Annotated in this window: 19 protein-coding genes; 7 read left to right on the top strand and 12 right to left on the bottom strand. The window is 63.4% G+C overall.

Annotated features, from left to right (window positions below; translation table 11 throughout):
* Nucleotides 1–9: 9 nt before the first annotated feature.
* The 7 genes from AAIH46_RS07540 to rplM form a co-directional block, all read right to left on the bottom strand.
* Complete coding sequence (locus AAIH46_RS07540; RefSeq protein ID WP_430305149.1) at nucleotides 10–399, bottom strand: VOC family protein; 390 nt, start codon at nucleotides 397–399, stop codon at nucleotides 10–12.
* Nucleotides 400–423: 24 nt separating this feature from the next.
* Nucleotides 424–1,356: an N-acetyl-gamma-glutamyl-phosphate reductase gene (gene argC / locus AAIH46_RS07535; protein WP_430305148.1), complete on the bottom strand. Its 933-nt coding sequence runs from the start codon at nucleotides 1,354–1,356 to the stop codon at nucleotides 424–426.
* Nucleotides 1,357–1,427: 71 nt separating this feature from the next.
* A complete protein-coding gene (gene speB, locus AAIH46_RS07530; protein WP_430305146.1) occupies nucleotides 1,428–2,381 on the bottom strand; it encodes an agmatinase in 954 nt (317 codons plus the stop codon).
* Between the two features lie 7 nt (nucleotides 2,382–2,388).
* Nucleotides 2,389–2,715, bottom strand: coding sequence for an XRE family transcriptional regulator (locus AAIH46_RS07525; RefSeq protein ID WP_430305144.1), 327 nt, complete (start codon nucleotides 2,713–2,715; stop codon nucleotides 2,389–2,391).
* Complete coding sequence (locus tag AAIH46_RS07520) at nucleotides 2,705–3,070, bottom strand: type II toxin-antitoxin system RelE/ParE family toxin (RefSeq protein ID WP_430305143.1); 366 nt, start codon at nucleotides 3,068–3,070, stop codon at nucleotides 2,705–2,707. The genes AAIH46_RS07525 and AAIH46_RS07520 overlap by 11 nt, the downstream gene beginning before the upstream one ends.
* A gap of 104 nt (nucleotides 3,071–3,174) precedes the next feature.
* Entirely contained in the window at nucleotides 3,175–3,639 is a 465-nt protein-coding gene (gene rpsI / locus AAIH46_RS07515; RefSeq protein ID WP_430305142.1) for a 30S ribosomal protein S9, read from the bottom strand.
* 2 nt (nucleotides 3,640–3,641) lie between these two features.
* Nucleotides 3,642–4,106, bottom strand: a complete 465-nt coding sequence (gene rplM / locus AAIH46_RS07510) for a 50S ribosomal protein L13 (RefSeq protein WP_430305141.1) — start codon at nucleotides 4,104–4,106, stop codon at nucleotides 3,642–3,644.
* 311 nt (nucleotides 4,107–4,417) lie between these two features.
* On the opposite strand from rplM, the gene AAIH46_RS07505 reads away from it, so the two are divergent.
* The 4 genes from AAIH46_RS07505 (at nucleotide 4,418) to AAIH46_RS07490 (ending at nucleotide 7,400) form a co-directional block, all read left to right on the top strand.
* Nucleotides 4,418–4,837: a CoA-binding protein gene (locus tag AAIH46_RS07505; protein WP_430305140.1), complete on the top strand. Its 420-nt coding sequence runs from the start codon at nucleotides 4,418–4,420 to the stop codon at nucleotides 4,835–4,837.
* 204 nt (nucleotides 4,838–5,041) lie between these two features.
* A complete protein-coding gene (locus AAIH46_RS07500; protein ID WP_430305138.1) occupies nucleotides 5,042–5,581 on the top strand; it encodes a glyoxalase superfamily protein in 540 nt (179 codons plus the stop codon).
* A gap of 185 nt (nucleotides 5,582–5,766) precedes the next feature.
* A complete protein-coding gene (locus AAIH46_RS07495) occupies nucleotides 5,767–7,050 on the top strand; it encodes an O-acetylhomoserine aminocarboxypropyltransferase (RefSeq protein WP_430305137.1) in 1,284 nt (427 codons plus the stop codon).
* A 5-nt stretch (nucleotides 7,051–7,055) separates the two neighbouring features.
* Nucleotides 7,056–7,400 carry a cupin domain-containing protein gene (locus AAIH46_RS07490; protein WP_430305136.1) on the top strand — a complete coding sequence of 115 codons (345 nt, stop codon included), beginning with the start codon at nucleotides 7,056–7,058 and terminating at the stop codon, nucleotides 7,398–7,400.
* Between the two features lie 9 nt (nucleotides 7,401–7,409).
* Here AAIH46_RS07490 and AAIH46_RS07485 read toward each other — a convergent pair whose 3' ends face one another.
* The 3 genes from AAIH46_RS07485 to AAIH46_RS07475 all read right to left on the bottom strand — a co-directional run bounded on the left by AAIH46_RS07485 (nucleotide 7,410) and on the right by AAIH46_RS07475 (nucleotide 8,694).
* Nucleotides 7,410–7,811 carry a type II toxin-antitoxin system VapC family toxin gene (locus tag AAIH46_RS07485; protein ID WP_430305134.1) on the bottom strand — a complete coding sequence of 134 codons (402 nt, stop codon included), beginning with the start codon at nucleotides 7,809–7,811 and terminating at the stop codon, nucleotides 7,410–7,412.
* Nucleotides 7,811–8,059 carry a type II toxin-antitoxin system Phd/YefM family antitoxin gene (locus tag AAIH46_RS07480; RefSeq protein WP_430305133.1) on the bottom strand — a complete coding sequence of 83 codons (249 nt, stop codon included), beginning with the start codon at nucleotides 8,057–8,059 and terminating at the stop codon, nucleotides 7,811–7,813. Before AAIH46_RS07480 ends, AAIH46_RS07485 begins: the two co-directional genes overlap by 1 nt.
* Before the next feature lie 173 nt (nucleotides 8,060–8,232).
* Nucleotides 8,233–8,694: a MarR family winged helix-turn-helix transcriptional regulator gene (locus AAIH46_RS07475; RefSeq protein WP_430305131.1), complete on the bottom strand. Its 462-nt coding sequence runs from the start codon at nucleotides 8,692–8,694 to the stop codon at nucleotides 8,233–8,235.
* A gap of 148 nt (nucleotides 8,695–8,842) precedes the next feature.
* Between AAIH46_RS07475 and AAIH46_RS07470 the strand changes: the two genes are divergently transcribed.
* Complete coding sequence (locus AAIH46_RS07470) at nucleotides 8,843–9,658, top strand: SDR family NAD(P)-dependent oxidoreductase (RefSeq protein ID WP_430305130.1); 816 nt, start codon at nucleotides 8,843–8,845, stop codon at nucleotides 9,656–9,658.
* Here AAIH46_RS07470 and AAIH46_RS07465 read toward each other — a convergent pair.
* Together AAIH46_RS07465 and ggt are read right to left on the bottom strand one after the other, a co-directional pair.
* On the bottom strand, nucleotides 9,645–10,895 hold the full coding sequence (locus AAIH46_RS07465) for a cytochrome P450 (protein ID WP_430305129.1): 1,251 nt from the start codon (nucleotides 10,893–10,895) through the stop codon (nucleotides 9,645–9,647). The genes AAIH46_RS07470 and AAIH46_RS07465 overlap by 14 nt on opposite strands.
* A 49-nt stretch (nucleotides 10,896–10,944) precedes the next feature.
* A complete protein-coding gene (gene ggt, locus AAIH46_RS07460; protein WP_430305127.1) occupies nucleotides 10,945–12,711 on the bottom strand; it encodes a gamma-glutamyltransferase in 1,767 nt (588 codons plus the stop codon).
* A 381-nt stretch (nucleotides 12,712–13,092) separates the two neighbouring features.
* Between ggt and clpP the strand changes: the two genes are divergently transcribed.
* Together clpP and clpX are read left to right on the top strand one after the other, a co-directional pair.
* Nucleotides 13,093–13,725, top strand: a complete 633-nt coding sequence (clpP, locus tag AAIH46_RS07455) for an ATP-dependent Clp endopeptidase proteolytic subunit ClpP (RefSeq protein ID WP_430305126.1) — start codon at nucleotides 13,093–13,095, stop codon at nucleotides 13,723–13,725.
* 280 nt (nucleotides 13,726–14,005) lie between these two features.
* The gene (gene clpX, locus AAIH46_RS07450) at nucleotides 14,006–15,283 is read left to right on the top strand and encodes an ATP-dependent Clp protease ATP-binding subunit ClpX (RefSeq protein WP_430305125.1); all 1,278 of its coding nucleotides are present in this window, start codon (nucleotides 14,006–14,008) and stop codon (nucleotides 15,281–15,283) included.
* Nucleotides 15,284–15,443 lie beyond the last annotated feature (160 nt).

The following is a 15,443-nucleotide window of genomic DNA, read 5'->3' as shown; positions in this document are numbered from 1 at the left end:
CCCGCACAGCTAGGCCGGCAGGTGGCAGACCGCCTCGATATTGTGCCCGTCGGGATCGAGAACGAAGGCGGCATAATAGTTCGGGTGATACTCAGGGCGCAGACCGGGCGGGCCGTTATCCGTCGCACCATGCTCCATGGCCGCTGCGTAGAAGGCATCGACCGCTGCCCGATCGGGCGCGCTGAAGGCGACGTGCATGCTGCCCTTGCTGCGCGCGCCGTTGCCGATCCAGAAGGAGGCCTTGCCGTCGCGGCCGTATCCGACGCCCTCATAGGTTCCGCCAGTTTCCGCCGCCGTCACCGCCAGGACGATTGAGGCGCCGAGTGCCGGCATGACGGCATCGTAGAACAGGCGGGAGCGGCCGAAATCGGCCACCGATAGTCCCAGATGATCCAGCATTGCCGCACTCCGTTGCGATGGGTTTCAGTCCGACAGCATCAGGTCCATGTTCTGCACAGCCGCACCGGAGGCGCCCTTGCCGAGATTGTCGAGGACGGCGACGAGGTTCACATGCGCGCCGCCCGGCGTGCCGAACACGAAGAGCTTCATCGAATCCTGCCCGGCCAGCTCCTCGGCGTCGATGCGGCCGAGTTTGGCACTTTCTTCAAGCGGCACGACGGTGACGATGTCCTGCCCGGCATAATGCGCCGCAAGCGCCGCATGGATGCTCTCCAGCGTCGTGCCGGGCGCGAGATCCTCGACGAACAGCGGCACCTGGACGATCATCCCCTGCGGGAAGCGGCCGACCGACGGCGAAAACAGCGGCGCCCGGTCGAGAAGGCCGTGGATCTTCATCTCCGGCGCGTGCTTGTGCTTGAGCGGCAGGCCGTAGAGGAAATTGTTGGCGGAAATCGCGTCGTCCCGCGACGGGTCTTCCATCTGGGCGATCATCTGCTTACCGCCGCCCGTATAGCCGGAGACCGCATTGACCGAGACCGGATAGCCGTCAGGCAGGATGCCGGCGGCCCTGAGCGGCCGGATGAGGCCGATGGCGCCTGTCGGATAGCAGCCGGGATTGGCGACGTAGCGAGCGTCGCGGATCTTGTCCGCCTGCTGCCGGTCCATTTCGGCGAAGCCATAGGCCCAGTCGGGCGCGATCCGGTAGGCGGTCGAGGTATCGATGATGCGAACGCGGTTGTTGCCCGACAGCATGGACACAGCTTCCCGCGACGCATCGTCGGGAAGGCAGAGGATCGCCACGTCGGCGCTGTTGAGCAGGTCCTCGCGCAGGGCCGGATTGCGCCGCTCGGCCTCCGGGATCGACAGGAGCTCGACGTCGCGGCGGCCGGCCATGCGGGTGCGGATCTGCAGGCCCGTGGTTCCGTGTTCGCCATCGATGAAGATTTTCGCGCTCATGTCTTCGTCCACAATAACAGGAGGTTGGCAGGTTCGGCGGAATCAGTCTCTCCGCCAGTTGATTCTGTTTCTCAAGCGCTGCGGGAAAGCCGCTCCGCCCGGAGGCCCAGCATATACATGGCGACTGTCGCACCGGCAATGGCGGTGATATCGGCATGGTCGTAGGCAGGCGCCACCTCCACGACGTCGGAACCACGGATGTCGAGGCTGCCGAGCTTGCGCAGTACCGAAAGGATCTTTGCCGAGGACGGTCCGCCGGCGACCGGCGTGCCGGTGCCCGGCGCGAAGGCCGGATCGAGGCAGTCGATGTCGAAGGTGAGGTAAGAGGGTCGATCGCCGACATGGGTGAGGATCGTCTCGGCGATGGCGGATGCGCTCATGTCCTCGACGTCATGACCGTGCAGGATGCGGATGCCGAAATCCTCCGGTGCCTGCGTGCGGATGCCGATCTGGATCGAGCGGCTGGCATCGATCACGCCTTCGCGCACCGCCCGGGCAACGAACGAGCCGTGATCGATGCGCTGGCCGTCATCGTCCCAGGTGTCCTGGTGCGCGTCGAAATGCACAAGCGCCAGCGGGCCATGCCGCTCCGCATGTGCCTTGAGCAGCGGCCAGGTGACGAAGTGATCGCCGCCGAGCCCCAGCAGATAGGCGCCGGATGCGAGAATTTGAGCCGCCTGTGCCTCGATCCGCGCCGGCGTCTCCTGATGGTTGCCGTAGTCGAGCAGCACGTCACCGTAGTCGGTCACCGCCATCTCTTCGAACAGGTCGCGCGAAAACGGATACTGCGGATCATTGTCGAAGATCGCCGAGGCGCGGCGGATCGCCTGCGGCCCGAACCGGGCGCCGGGGCGGTTGGAGGTCGCGGCATCGAAGGGGATGCCGAGCACCACCGCATCGACGCCCTGCAAGTCCTTGGTAAACCGCCGGCGCATGAAGGACAGCGCGCCAGCATAGGTCGGATCAGAGGCAGCACCACGATAGGCGCTGGCGGTAAATGCGTGGTCGATGGATTTGGATGGCATCGGTGCTCTATTTCGTCTCGGAAAGGTCGGAAAATTTGCGGATCTTGATGGAGCGCCCCTGAAAGCGGGCCGTTATCTCCAATTCGCCGCCCATCGCCTCGATGAACCGCCGAAGCGTTCCGACATACATGTCGGCTCGCTTCTCCAGCTTGGCCACGGAGCTCTGGCCGATCTGCAACGTCTGGGCGATGTCTTCCTGCGACAGCTTCAGTGCCCGCCGCACGTCCGCCAGATGCATCTCTTCGCCAAGGCGCAGAGCCTCTTCCTCGGCCTGTGCGCGGTCGACCTTCGGCATCTGGCTTCGCAAGTCGCTGAAACTGTTTCTACCGCTCATGACCATCCTCCTTTGCCAGTTCCGCCAGATGCTCATCGTAGAGCTCGTCGGATATCGGTATCATCGTCTCATAGAAGCGCTTATTTCCCGTCTTGTCGCCGCCAATCAAGAGAATGGCCATGCGCCGGGGATCGAAGGCGTAGAATATCCTGAGAGGCTTGCCGCTGCTCTGGACGCGCAGTTCCCGCATGTGCGCATGTCGCGAGCCCCTCAAGCCGCTTGAGTACGGAAAGGGCAGGTTGGGACCGCGCGCTTCCAGCTGTCGCACATGCGCGTCGATGCTGATGTGGTCACTCGGCTTAAGAGTCTGCCACCATGCCTCGAATTCGTTCGTGTACTCGACGACATAGCTCATCCCCGGATGATATGCCCTGCGTGGAATATTTCAATCGGTCTGCAACAACGAAAAAGGCGGAGCCGAAGCCCCGCCTTTCCAATGACCGTATCCGGTCTCCGCGATTAACGCTTGGAGAACTGGAACGAACGGCGGGCCTTGGCCTTACCGTACTTCTTACGCTCGACGACGCGGCTGTCGCGGGTCAGGAAGCCACCCTTCTTCAGAACCGCGCGCAGGCTCGGTTCGAAGTAGGTGAGGGCCTTCGAGATGCCGTGACGAACGGCACCGGCCTGGCCGGAAAGACCGCCGCCGGCAACCGTGGCGATGACGTCGAACTGACCGGTGCGGGCAGCGGCGACAACCGGCTGCTGCAGGATCATCTGCAGGACAGGACGGGCGAAGTATGCCGTGAAGTCCTTGCCGTTGATGATGATCTTGCCCGAGCCAGCCTTGACCCAGACGCGGGCGACGGCGTTCTTGCGCTTACCGGTCGCGTAGGAGCGGCCCAGCGTGTCGACCTTGCGTTCGCGCGACGGAGCGGCCTGAGCGGTCGTGCCGAGATCCTTCAGGGAAGAGAGGTCAGCCATGATCAGGCGCTCCTTACGTTCTTGGTGTTGAGCTTGGCGACGTCGAGGCTGACGGGCTGCTGTGCTTCATGGGGATGGTTCGAGCCGGCATAGACGCGCAGGTTCTTCATCTGGCGACGGCCGAGCGGGCCGCGCGGGATCATGCGCTCGACTGCCTTCTCGACGACGCGTTCCGGGAAACGGCCTTCGATGATGGCGCGTGCAGTGCGCTCCTTGATGCCGCCCGGGTAACCGGTGTGCCAGTAGTACTTCTTGTCGTTGTACTTGTTGCCGGTGAAGACGATCTTGTCGGCGTTGATGACGATGACGTTGTCGCCGTCGTCGACGTGCGGCGTGTAGGTCGCCTTATGCTTGCCGCGCAGACGGTTGGCGATGACGGTGGCGAGACGGCCGACGACGAGACCTTCGGCGTCGATCAGTACCCACTTCTTCTCCACCTCAGCGGGCTTCTGTACGAAGGTAGACATTGAGTTGCTCTCTTCTTCATGATCCCGGGAGCGAGGCAGGCCTCGACCGCGGGCGTTTCTTGTTGCTTGGTATGACAGGCCAACAGCGGCGGGATTGATCCACGCCAAGTCTTGACCTGCGCGGCTTATAGGCGGTGCGCCGAAAACGGTCAAGACAAGCGATTTTCCGCGTCGGAAAATAAACCCATGTAAAACAGGGCGTTAGCAATGTGGTACTATGAGGCCACACAAATTACCGGGTATCCGGCTGGTTCTGACGCCGGGCTGTTTCCATATAGCCGAGGACAGTGGATCACCGGAGGCCTATAGCCATGAATCACGATCGCTACGAACGTCAGTACATCGACGGCATCCTTGAGGATACGCGGACGATCGCCCTGCTCGGGGCGTCGCCCAACCCGGCGCGGCCGAGCCACGGCGTGATGGGCTTCCTGCTGTCGAAGGGCTACCAGGTGTTTCCGGTCAATCCCGGGCAGGCGGGCAAGCAGATCCTCGGCCAGACTGTCTATGCGCGGCTCGCCGACGTACCGCAGCCGGTGGACATGGTCGACGTGTTCCGGGCCGCCGAATTTCTGGACGGTGTGGTGGACGAGGCGCTGGCACTGGAGACGCCGCCGAAGGTCATCTGGGGCCAGCTGTCAGTGCGCGACGACAAGGCCGCCGCCAAGGCCGAGGCGGCCGGCATCAAGGTGGTGATGGATCGCTGCCCGGCGATCGAACTGCGCAGCTGACCCGTCTGTCCACAGCCGTTCTCGCTGGCGCCGGGCGGGGTCCTGCGCTAGTCTTGCGGCACGGCTGGAGGCGGCCGGCCGCTCGCGCTTGTCTTCAAGCCTGGTGAACGCCTCCATGCGCCGGATCCTGAACGTTTCCCGTCAGGCGAGGGTGTTGGCAATGCGGGCACCAACAGAACTTCGCCGTCTGACGAAGGAACGGACATGCGCGATTACCGCGACGCAAAATCCATGGCGAAAGCCCTGCGGGAGGCACTTGCCGCCCACGACGCCCCCATCACCCATTCGCAAGCTTTGGAGATCGTCGCCCGTCAGTTCGGGCTGGCCAGCTGGAACATCCTCAGCGCCAGGATCGGCGACGGCATGACGCAAGGTTCGATAGCCTTCGAACGCACCGTGCCGATCGTGCGCATCTTCGATGTCGCCAAGGCCCACGAATTCTACCTCGGCTTTCTCGGCTTCAGCATTGATTGGGAGCATCGCTTCGGCAGTGACTTCCCGCTTTACACTCAGGTGTCGCGCGCCGGCCTGCAACTGCATCTCTCCGAACATGCCGGTGATGCGACGCCCGGCGGCACGACCGTTGTCTACATGAAGGGCATCCGCGCCCTGCATGCGGAACTGACCGCCCGGAACTACCGCTACATGCGACCGGGGCTGGAAGAGGTCGACGGCCGGCTGGAAGTGACGGTGACCGATCCGTTCAACAACCGCATCCGGTTCATGGAGGTCATTGGCAGCTGACATGCCGGCAGCATCTGATCAGGATGATAGCGGTTCAATTTTCACCGGCGGCTGGCTGCGCGGAATGATATTCCTTGATCGCAATCGACGGACGGCCTTTGCTGGCCTCGCAGTTATGGGGCGGTGCCGATCTTCCGACGGAAGCCGACGAGCCCGAGTAGCAGACATTGATGGGAGGAGACGACATGGCAACCCAGAACCCGGGATTTTCGACGCTTGCCGTTCACGCGGGCGCCGCACCGGATCCGACGACCGGCGCGCGGGCGACACCGATCTACCAGACGACGTCCTTCGTCTTCAACGATGCCGATCACGCAGCGGCCCTGTTCGGCCTGCAGCAGTTCGGCAATATCTATACGCGCATCATGAACCCCACCCAGGCGGTGCTGGAAGAGCGGGTCGCGGCGCTTGAAGGTGGCACCGCGGCGCTGGCGGTCGCGTCCGGCCATGCGGCCCAGATGCTCGCGTTCCACACGATCATGACGCCGGGTCGTAATTTCGTCGCGGCCCGCGGCCTCTACGGCGGCTCGATCAACCAGTTCGGCCACGCCTTCCAGAATTTCGGCTGGCAGGTTCGCTGGGCGGATGCCGCCGATCCGGCCGGCTTCGACGCGCAGATCGACGACAACACCCAGGCGATATTCATCGAGAGCCTCGCCAATCCAGGCGGCACCTTCGTCGACATCCAGGCAGTCGCCGACGTGGCCCACCGCCGCGGCCTGCCGCTGATCGTCGACAACACGATGGCCAGCCCCTATCTGGTGCGGCCGCTGGAGCACGGCGCCGACATCGTCATCCATTCGCTGACGAAATTTCTCGGCGGTCACGGCAACTCGATGGGCGGTGTCCTCGTCGACGGCGGCACGTTCGACTGGTCGGCGTCCGGGCGCTATCCGATGCTGTCGGAGCCGCGTCCGGAATATGCCGGTCTCGTCCTCCATCAGACGTTTGGCAATTTCGCTTTCGCCATTGCCGCCCGCGTGCTTGGCCTGCGCGATCTCGGCCCGGCGATATCGCCGTTCAACGCCTTCATGATCCTGACCGGCATTGAGACCCTGCCGTTGCGCATGCAGAAGCACAGCGACAATGCGGCAGCCGTCGCGCGCTGGCTGAAGGGTCACGACAAGATCGCCTGGGTCAACTATGCCGGGCTTGAGGAGGATCCCAACCATGCGCTGCAGCAGCAGTATTCGCCAAACGGCGCGGGCTCCGTCTTCACCATCGGCCTGAAGGGCGGCTACGAGGCCGGCAAGGGCTTTGTCGAGGGGCTGAAACTGTTCTCGCACCTTGCCAACATCGGCGATACACGCTCGCTGGTCATCCACCCGGCCTCCACCACGCATCGCCAACTGACCTCCGACCAGCAGGTATCTGCCGGCGCCGGGCCGGATGTCGTGCGCCTGTCCGTCGGGATAGAGGATGTTGCCGACATCATCGCCGACCTCCAGCAGTCGCTCGAGAGGATCTGACCCGCATGACCCTTGTGCTGCCGTTCGACATATCCGCCATCGAGCCGGAGGAGGGCGCTCCGGCGCCCGACCGGCTGATCTCCGGTGAGCCGAAATTCCGCACCTGGAACTTCGAGGAAGCGGATGGCGGGGTTTATGCCGGCGTCTGGGAATCAACGCCTGGCAAGTGGCGCATCGTCTACGACGAGTGGGAGTATTTCCACATTCTCGACGGCTATTCGATCGTCACGGAAGAGGGCGGCGAACCGATCCATCTGCTGGCAGGCGACAGGCTGATCCTCAGGCCGGGCTTCAGGGGAAGCTGGGAAGTGGTTGAAACGACTCGCAAGGACTACGTGATCAGGCACTGAGCCGGACGATCAGGCGCGGGCGAGAACGCCGTTGGCGAGCGCTGCGGCGGCGAGCGCCTTGTCGAACGTCGCAAGCTGCCCGTCGAGCCGCAGCGCCGGTTCCAGATAGGCGGCATCATAGATCGTCAGTGCGTAGCGCTCGGCAAGATAGCGGATAGGCAGAAGCGGGATGTCCGTCTCGACTTTGATCGGCAGCCTGTCCATCCGGTTGAGCGCGTCGGTGAGTTGGTGCTGAGATAGTCTGCCCCGCCGGAACGCCATGACACAGATGTTGGTCACCTCGTAGAGCCAGAGCGCCGGCACAAGACCGTCTGCGAAGGCGAGCTTGTCGAGAATCACTTGGGCCGCCGGCACGTTCTCGTCCGGCAGCAGCCATGACGCAGTGACCGAAGCGTCGATGATGTAGCGCATCAGCCTTTCTGGCCTTCACGCCGATATTCGGCAAGCTCCTCGGCGGTGAAAGTAGGCATAGAGGCCCGCAGTTCCGTCAGATCGCGTTTCAGCGCTTCCATGTCGACGGGCTTCCTCGCCGCCGGCGCGGCTTTGAGCTCGACGACGCTCACGCCGCCCTCCGTGAGGACGACGGTTTCACCCTCGCGCACCAGGGTGATCAGTTCGTCGAACATTGTCTTCGCTTCATCAACCGTCACGTGGCGCATCGTCGGCTCCGATGGGCTTTTTGATATTGCTGTGACTATACACGGGCCCGGCAGATCGGCAAAGAACGGCCAGGAGAGTGCCGCCGTCGGGAAGGGAGGCGCACCGGACGTCGTTCCTCAACGCATTGGCCGAACCCTCTGGCCGGACTCTGTGATTGCCGATCGCCAAGCCCTCACGTCTCCTCGCGAAACGCCTTGGCGAACTCGGGCGAGGCGATGAAGGCCAGCGCCTGGCGAAGCTCCTGCGATTTCTGTTTGCCGAAGGCTGCGTCGAAGCGCGCCTGCACCCGCTCCCAGTCGGCCAGCATGGCCTGCTGCTGCCGGATCCCGTCCTGCGTCAACCGCACCCGTTTGGCCCGGCGGTCCTTTTCATCGACGACCAGTTCCACCAGCCCGTCGCGGATCAGCGGCTTCAGCGTGTGGCCGAGCGCCGAAAGATCCATCACCAGCGCGTCGGCCAGCATCTTCTGCGTCGGCATCTCCAGCTGGAGGATCTGTGTCAGCAACGAGAACTGCGTGCCGCGCAAACCGGCGTCACCCATCATGCCGTCGTAGAGCTGACCCAGCTGCCGCGCCGCGCGGCGCACTGCGCTGTGGGTACAGAACTCCCAGACACCTTGGTGCTGCTTGATCATGATCGTCTCCATTACGGTGCCGTCTCCACGCTTTAGGCGCCACGGCGTTGTCCATCAAGGCATTGGCGACTCGCCGATGCAGCTCGATGGAAAGCGTTTGCACCCTTTCCCATTTAGTGGCATATACCAGTAAATCAAATCCCAGGAGATGGAAATGTCGTCAACGCTCGGAACTGCTCTTATCACCGGCGCCTCATCGGGCATCGGTTCTGTCTATGCGGATCGCCTGGCCCGGCGCGGCTACGATCTGGTGCTGGTCGCCCGAGATCGCGAGAGACTGACCGCTGCCAAGAGCCGACTCTCCGCTCAGTACTGCATCTCCGTCGATACACTCGAGGCCGATCTGGTCGAGCGGAGCGACGTGCTGAAGGTGGAGGAGCGTCTCCGCTCCGATCCGGCGATCGTGCTGTTCGTCAACAATGCCGGCGTCGGGCCGAACGGTCCGCTGCTCTCCAACGACCTCGACTATCTCGACCGCATGGTGGCCCTGAACGTCGTCGCCGCCAACCGTCTGGCGGTTGCCGCTGCGCAGATCTTCGTCGCCCGCAAGGCTGGCGCGATCATCAATACGGCCTCGGTCGTCGCGCTGGCCCCGGAAATCTTCAACGGCACCTACAGCGGCACCAAGGCCTTCATGCTCAGCCTGACGGAATCGCTGGCTGCGGACCTGAAGGATACCGGCGTGCGCATCCAGGCGATCCTGCCGGGCCTGACCCGCACCGAGATTTTCGATCGGGTCGGCTCGTCCATGGACAATCTCAACCCGGACATGGTGATGGAGGCGACCGACATGGTCGATGCCGCGCTTGCCGGTTTCGATCAGGGGGAGGTGCTGACCATCCCGTCGCTTTCCGACGCAGGTCTGCTCGATAGCCTTCACGCCGCCCGCACCGCCCTCGGGCCGCATCTGTCACTGAAGAACCCGGCCGCCCGCTACGGCGCGCCGCAGTCTATCGCCAGCTGAGATCCAGCCGTTCCAGCCCGTGGAAATGATAGACGTCCTTGACCACGGGCGTGGCGGCAAGGCGCAAGCCGGGCAGGCGCCGGAATAGCAGCGGCAGGGCGAGGTTGAGCTCCAGACGCGCCAGCGGCGCGCCGATGCAGAAGTGGATGCCGGCGCCGAAGCTTAAGTTGGCGCCATCGGTGCGCTCCGGCCGGAACGTCAGCGGATCGGCAAATTTGCTCGGGTCGAGATTGGCGGCGGCGAGGATCAGGCTCACCTTGTCGCCGCGCCGGAACGACACGCCGTCGACCTCGACATCCTCGAGCGCCCAGCGCTGGAAAATGTGTACGGGAGCGCAGAGCCGCAGCGTCTCCTCCACCGTCCGCTCGGTCGTTGCCGCGTCCTTGAACAGCTCTGCGGGATCGCATCCGCTGTCGAGGATCGCCCGAACCGAATTGCCGATCTGGTGCACCGTCGCCTCATGACCGGCATTCAGCAGCACGATGGTCGTCGAGACCAGCTCGTCCTCGGTGAGATACTGGCCCTTGTGCTCGGTGTGGATCATGTGGCTGAGCAGGTCGTCGCGCGGCTTTTCGCGGCGCCCGGCGATCACCGTCTTCACATAGGCGGCGAATTCTGCTGCGGACCGGTCGGCGGCGTCCTCGTCGGCGCGGCTGCGCTTGAACATGTACATGCCGACATAGTCGTGGCTCCACCTCAGGAGCTGCGGTCCCATCTCCTCCGGAATGCCGATCATCCGGGCGATCATCGTCACCGGAATGATGTCGGCAAAGCTCGACAGCAGTTCCGTCTCGCCCGCATCCACGAACCGGTCGATCAGCCGGTTGGCGAGCGTCTCGATCTCGCCGCTCATCTTCTCGACATGGCGCGAGACGAAGGCACGGTTGACCAGCGTCCGCAACCGCGTGTGTTCGGGGGGCTCGATCTCCAGCAGCGAGTGACGCTCTGCAAGGTCGAAGTTGCGAGTATGAGCGGCGGGTTCGGGCAGGCCAAGTTCCTCGCGGCTGGCGATATGCAGGATCTGTCGTCCGAAACGCCTGTCGCGCAGCAGCGCGTTGACCTGGTCGTAGCCGCAGAAGAACCATTGCTTCTGCTCTTCCCAGTAGAAGGTCGGAGCCTGCGCATGCAGCTCCGCGTAGGTGGCGTTCGGATCGCCGTAGAAACGCGGATCGCGGGCATCCAGGGAGACGCGGCGGTTGGTGGGATCGATGCGGAGGAAATCGGACATGTCGGTCATGCCCGATGCCTAGACCATCCGCGCGACAAGCAGAAGCCGATTTCGAGCGTCATTCACCGACCGCAATGCCTTCGCGCCGTGGATCGGCACTGCCGGCAAGACCGTTGGCTGTGATCTCGATTGCCTGCAGCCCCGAGTTCATTTCGGTCGGGTTCACCTCGTAGCCAAGCGCCTTCAGCGGTTCGGCGAATGTCTCCGCCGCCGTGCCGGCCTCGATGTCGTATTTGCCAAAACGGTTGATCAGGTGCGGCTGGGCGACGATTGCTTCGACCGGCATGCCCCAGTCGATATAGGCGATCAGCGCCTGCGCCACGTAGCCGATGATCTGGCTGCCGCCTGGTGAGCCGATGGCGAGCAGCGGCTTGCCGTCCTTCATGACGATGGTCGGCGCCATCGACGAGCGCGGCCGCTTGCCCGGTTCCACGCGGTTGGCGACCGGTAGCGAGCCGTCATGCGTCTTGAAGGAGAAGTCGGTGAGCTCGTTGTTGAGCAGGAACCCGCCGGTCATCAGCCGCGAACCGAACCCGTTTTCAATGGTGGTGGTCATCGACACGACATTGCCGTCGGCATCGACGATGACGAAATGGCTTGTCGACGGCAGCTCGATTGCGGCATCGCGGCCGAACAGCATCGCATGATCCCAGGTCGGCTCGCCGGCCTTTACCTGATCGGTCGTCAGCGCCTTGTCACCATCGAGCAGACGCGCGCGCTCGCCGAGATAGTCCTTCTTCATGAGGCCCTTGATCGGCGAGGGGACGAAGTCGGTATCGGCGAGATATCTTTCGCGGTCGGCAAAGGCGAGGCGCTGGGCGTCGCCGATCAGCCGCCAGCTGTCGACGTTCTGCGCACCGAGCGCCTTCAGATCGAAGTTCTCGAGCATGCCAAGCATCTGGCCGATGGCCACCGCACCCGACGAGGGCGGTCCCATGCCGCAGACGTCGAGCGCCCGGTAGGCGGCGCAGACCGGCTCGCGTTCCTTGATCCGGTAGTTGGCAAGGTCGGTCAGCGACAGCACGCCGGGATTGCCGACCGCCCCGCGCACGCTTCTGACGATGCCTTCGGCGATCGGCCCTGTGTAGAAGGCGTCCGCTCCGCCGGCGGCGATCGTCTTCAGCGTCTGCGCGTAGTCGGGGTTCTTCAGCACGGTGCCGGCCTTCAGCGGCGCGCCGGCAGCGTCGAAGAAATAGCCCTTCGGCCCGTCATAGCGTTTCAGCTTGTCGCCCTCGGTGGCGACCAGCCCTGCCAGACGCGGCGAGACGGCAAAGCCGTCGGTGGCGAGCGTCTGCGCCCGCGCAAACAGCGTCTCCCAACCAAGCTTGCCGTAGCGTTTGTGGACAGTATCGAGCAGCCGCACGGTGCCCGGCGTGCCGACCGAGCGGCCGCCGACCACCGCATCCATGAACTTCAGCGGCTGGCCTTTGTCGTCGAGAAATAGCTTGGGCGTTACCTCCATCGGCGCCGTCTCGCGCCCGTCGAAGGTGGTCAGCTTCTGTTGGGCGGCGTCGTAGTAGACGAGGAAGGCGCCGCCGCCGAGGCCGGAGCTCTGCGGTTCGACCAGGCCGAGCACCGTCTGCACGGCAACCATGGCGTCGATGGCATTGCCGCCCTGGGCGAGGATCTCGCGGCCGGCTTCGGCCGCCAGCGGATTGGCGGCGGCGACCATGAAGCGCTTCGCCTCGCTGCGCTTGGCGGTGCTCGTCGCTGTCGCCCGCTCGGGTGCGATTATGTCGGATGCCTGCTGGGCAAGGCATGCAGATGAAGAGAGGAGAAGCCCCGAAATAAGCGCCGTAATGGCCGGGATCGAATGGGTGCGCATGGTCGCCTCCGGATCTGTTGCTGTGCGAGTGTGGCCGATGGGATGGCCAAGGGCAAGGGCTGGAGCCGCCGCTCGGCGGAGGGATTGGCTGCCCGCTGGTTCGCACCGCTGCTCGGCTTCTTGGTTCGCTGGCGAGGAATCGCCTTACTCCAACCCTCCTGATCCTGCCGTACAGGAACCGCGTTTCAGCTGTCAGGACGGGTGGATTGCAGATTTTCGAGGTGCTTCCTATCTAGGACCGAGAGCGGCCATGCTCAGTTAAGGATATCGGCCTCTGCGTCTTGAAGTGCGGTGCTCCGACACTCTATGTAGGAAGCTGACCGATTGAGACGATTCCTGGCGCGATTCAGCCGTCAGCGCCTGTTGAAACAAAGGAACACCATGAGAAACCCCGTTGATACCGCTATGGCCCTGGTGCCGATGGTCGTCGAGCAGACCAACCGCGGCGAGCGCTCCTACGATATCTACTCGCGCCTGCTGAAAGAGCGGATCATCTTCCTCACCGGTCCGGTGGAAGACCATATGGCCTCGCTCGTCTGCGCCCAGCTTCTGTTCCTCGAAGCCGAGAATCCGAAGAAGGAAATCGCCCTCTACATCAATTCGCCGGGTGGCGTCGTCACTGCCGGCATGGCGATCTACGACACGATGCAGTTCATCAAGCCGGCCGTTTCGACGCTGTGCGTCGGCCAGGCCGCCTCCATGGGTTCGCTGCTGCTCGCCGCCGGTGAGAAGGGCATGCGATTTGCCATGCCGAACTCGCGCATCATGGTGCACCAGCCGTCAGGCGGTTTCTCGGGTCAGGCCTCGGATATCGAACGCCACGCTCGTGACATATTGAAGATGAAAAAGCGACTGAACGAAGTCTATGTGAAGCACACCGGCCGCACGTACGAGGAGATTGAAAAGACCCTCGACCGTGACCACTTCATGGATTCGGACGAAGCGCTCACCTGGGGTGTGGTCGACAAGATCCTGACCTCGCGTCTCGAGCTTGAAGGCGCGACGCCTGACTGACCACGCTTCCGCTTCGCCGGTGTCACCCCGTTGTGACTGAAAACAGGGGTTTCAACTGGCTGCGAACGCGCTAATAGTACCTATTAATGCTGTGTTGAATCATTATGACATAGCGTGCGGTCTGGACGGGGTTTTCGTTGCCACCGGGCCGGGGCCGTCAGGTTCCATCCGGTAGAGTACCCCAGGAGCACGGCGGGCAAAGCTTCCTGCGAGGCTTTGCCGGCCGGCGAACGAAGTGTCCGCGCCCGTATGACGGGCGGTGTGCTGGAAGGGAAGTGATATGAGCAAAGTCAGCGGCAGCAACGGCGGCGACTCCAAGAATACGTTGTATTGTTCGTTCTGCGGTAAGAGCCAGCACGAAGTCCGCAAGCTGATTGCCGGACCGACGGTGTTCATCTGCGATGAATGCGTCGAATTGTGCATGGACATCATCCGGGAGGAGAACAAGACCTCGATGGTGAAATCCCGTGACGGCGTACCCACGCCGCAGGATATCATCAAGGTGCTCGATGAATACGTCATCGGCCAGAAGCAGGCGAAGAAGATCCTCTCCGTCGCCGTGCACAACCATTACAAGCGCCTGGCGCACGCCTCCAAGAATGGCGACGTGGAACTGGCGAAGTCGAACATCATGCTTGTCGGTCCGACCGGCTGCGGCAAGACCTATCTCGCCCAGACGCTGGCCCGCATCATCGATGTGCCCTTCACCATGGCTGATGCAACGACGCTGACCGAAGCCGGCTATGTCGGCGAGGACGTCGAGAACATCATCCTCAAGCTCCTGCAGTCGGCCGACTACAATGTCGAGCGGGCGCAGCGCGGCATCGTCTATATCGACGAAGTCGACAAGATCAGCCGCAAGTCTGACAATCCGTCGATTACCCGTGACGTGTCGGGCGAAGGCGTGCAGCAGGCGCTCCTGAAGATCATGGAAGGCACCGTTGCCTCCGTGCCTCCGCAGGGCGGCCGCAAGCATCCGCAGCAGGAATTCCTGCAGGTCGACACGACGAACATCCTGTTCATCTGCGGCGGCGCGTTCGCCGGACTGGACAAGATCATCTCGGCGCGCGGCGAAAAGACCTCGATCGGCTTCGGTGCGACGGTTCGCGCCCAGGACGAGCGCCGGGTTGGCGAAGTGCTGCGCGAGCTTGAGCCGGAAGATCTGGTGAAGTTCGGTCTCATCCCGGAATTCATCGGCCGTCTGCCGGTCCTGGCGACGCTCGAAGATCTGGACGAGGATGCACTGATCCAGATCCTGTCGGAGCCGAAGAACGCGCTCGTCAAGCAGTACCAGCGCCTGTTCGAGATGGAAGACGTGGAACTGAACTTCCACGAGGACGCTCTGCGCGAAATCGCCAAGAAGGCGATCACCCGCAAGACCGGCGCCCGCGGCCTCCGTTCGATCATGGAAAAGATCCTGCTCGACACGATGTTCGAACTTCCGACGCTGGAAGGCGTTCGGGAGGTGGTGATCTCCGAGGACGTGGTTCGCGGCACCGCCCGTCCGCTGTATATCTACGCGGATCGCCAGGACGAGAAGGCCAACGTTTCGGCCTGATCGAGCTTTGCCAAGGCCGGGGGCGCGATCGTGCCCTTGGCCCTGTCGGCTTCAGGTGATGGCTGTTGCTCAGGCGAGGCTGTCACATGTCGGCTGGCATAGGCAGCATGGCAGCTGACGGCGGCTCTGCCTCGACTGCCGACCGGTCGGTCGCAGCCTT

This window comes from Rhizobium sp. 0TCS1.26 (assembly GCF_050455525.1).
Lineage (GTDB): Bacteria > Pseudomonadota > Alphaproteobacteria > Rhizobiales > Rhizobiaceae > Neorhizobium.
Note: the sequence above shows the minus strand (reverse complement) of the source record. Positions and strands in the feature narration are given on the sequence as shown.

Coding starts and splice junctions, on each gene's coding strand:
- AAIH46_RS07540 (WP_430305149.1), bottom strand. CDS start 399: ATGCTGGATCATCTGGGACTATCGGTGGCCGATTTCGGCCGCTCCCGC.
- argC (WP_430305148.1), bottom strand. CDS start 1,356: ATGAGCGCGAAAATCTTCATCGATGGCGAACACGGAACCACGGGCCTG.
- speB (WP_430305146.1), bottom strand. CDS start 2,381: ATGCCATCCAAATCCATCGACCACGCATTTACCGCCAGCGCCTATCGT.
- AAIH46_RS07525 (WP_430305144.1), bottom strand. CDS start 2,715: ATGAGCGGTAGAAACAGTTTCAGCGACTTGCGAAGCCAGATGCCGAAG.
- AAIH46_RS07520 (WP_430305143.1), bottom strand. CDS start 3,070: ATGAGCTATGTCGTCGAGTACACGAACGAATTCGAGGCATGGTGGCAG.
- rpsI (WP_430305142.1), bottom strand. CDS start 3,639: ATGGCTGACCTCTCTTCCCTGAAGGATCTCGGCACGACCGCTCAGGCC.
- rplM (WP_430305141.1), bottom strand. CDS start 4,106: ATGTCTACCTTCGTACAGAAGCCCGCTGAGGTGGAGAAGAAGTGGGTA.
- AAIH46_RS07505 (WP_430305140.1), top strand. CDS start 4,418: ATGAATCACGATCGCTACGAACGTCAGTACATCGACGGCATCCTTGAG.
- AAIH46_RS07500 (WP_430305138.1), top strand. CDS start 5,042: ATGCGCGATTACCGCGACGCAAAATCCATGGCGAAAGCCCTGCGGGAG.
- AAIH46_RS07495 (WP_430305137.1), top strand. CDS start 5,767: ATGGCAACCCAGAACCCGGGATTTTCGACGCTTGCCGTTCACGCGGGC.
- AAIH46_RS07490 (WP_430305136.1), top strand. CDS start 7,056: ATGACCCTTGTGCTGCCGTTCGACATATCCGCCATCGAGCCGGAGGAG.
- AAIH46_RS07485 (WP_430305134.1), bottom strand. CDS start 7,811: ATGCGCTACATCATCGACGCTTCGGTCACTGCGTCATGGCTGCTGCCG.
- AAIH46_RS07480 (WP_430305133.1), bottom strand. CDS start 8,059: ATGCGCCACGTGACGGTTGATGAAGCGAAGACAATGTTCGACGAACTG.
- AAIH46_RS07475 (WP_430305131.1), bottom strand. CDS start 8,694: ATGATCAAGCAGCACCAAGGTGTCTGGGAGTTCTGTACCCACAGCGCA.
- AAIH46_RS07470 (WP_430305130.1), top strand. CDS start 8,843: ATGGAAATGTCGTCAACGCTCGGAACTGCTCTTATCACCGGCGCCTCA.
- AAIH46_RS07465 (WP_430305129.1), bottom strand. CDS start 10,895: ATGACCGACATGTCCGATTTCCTCCGCATCGATCCCACCAACCGCCGC.
- ggt (WP_430305127.1), bottom strand. CDS start 12,711: ATGCGCACCCATTCGATCCCGGCCATTACGGCGCTTATTTCGGGGCTT.
- clpP (WP_430305126.1), top strand. CDS start 13,093: ATGAGAAACCCCGTTGATACCGCTATGGCCCTGGTGCCGATGGTCGTC.
- clpX (WP_430305125.1), top strand. CDS start 14,006: ATGAGCAAAGTCAGCGGCAGCAACGGCGGCGACTCCAAGAATACGTTG.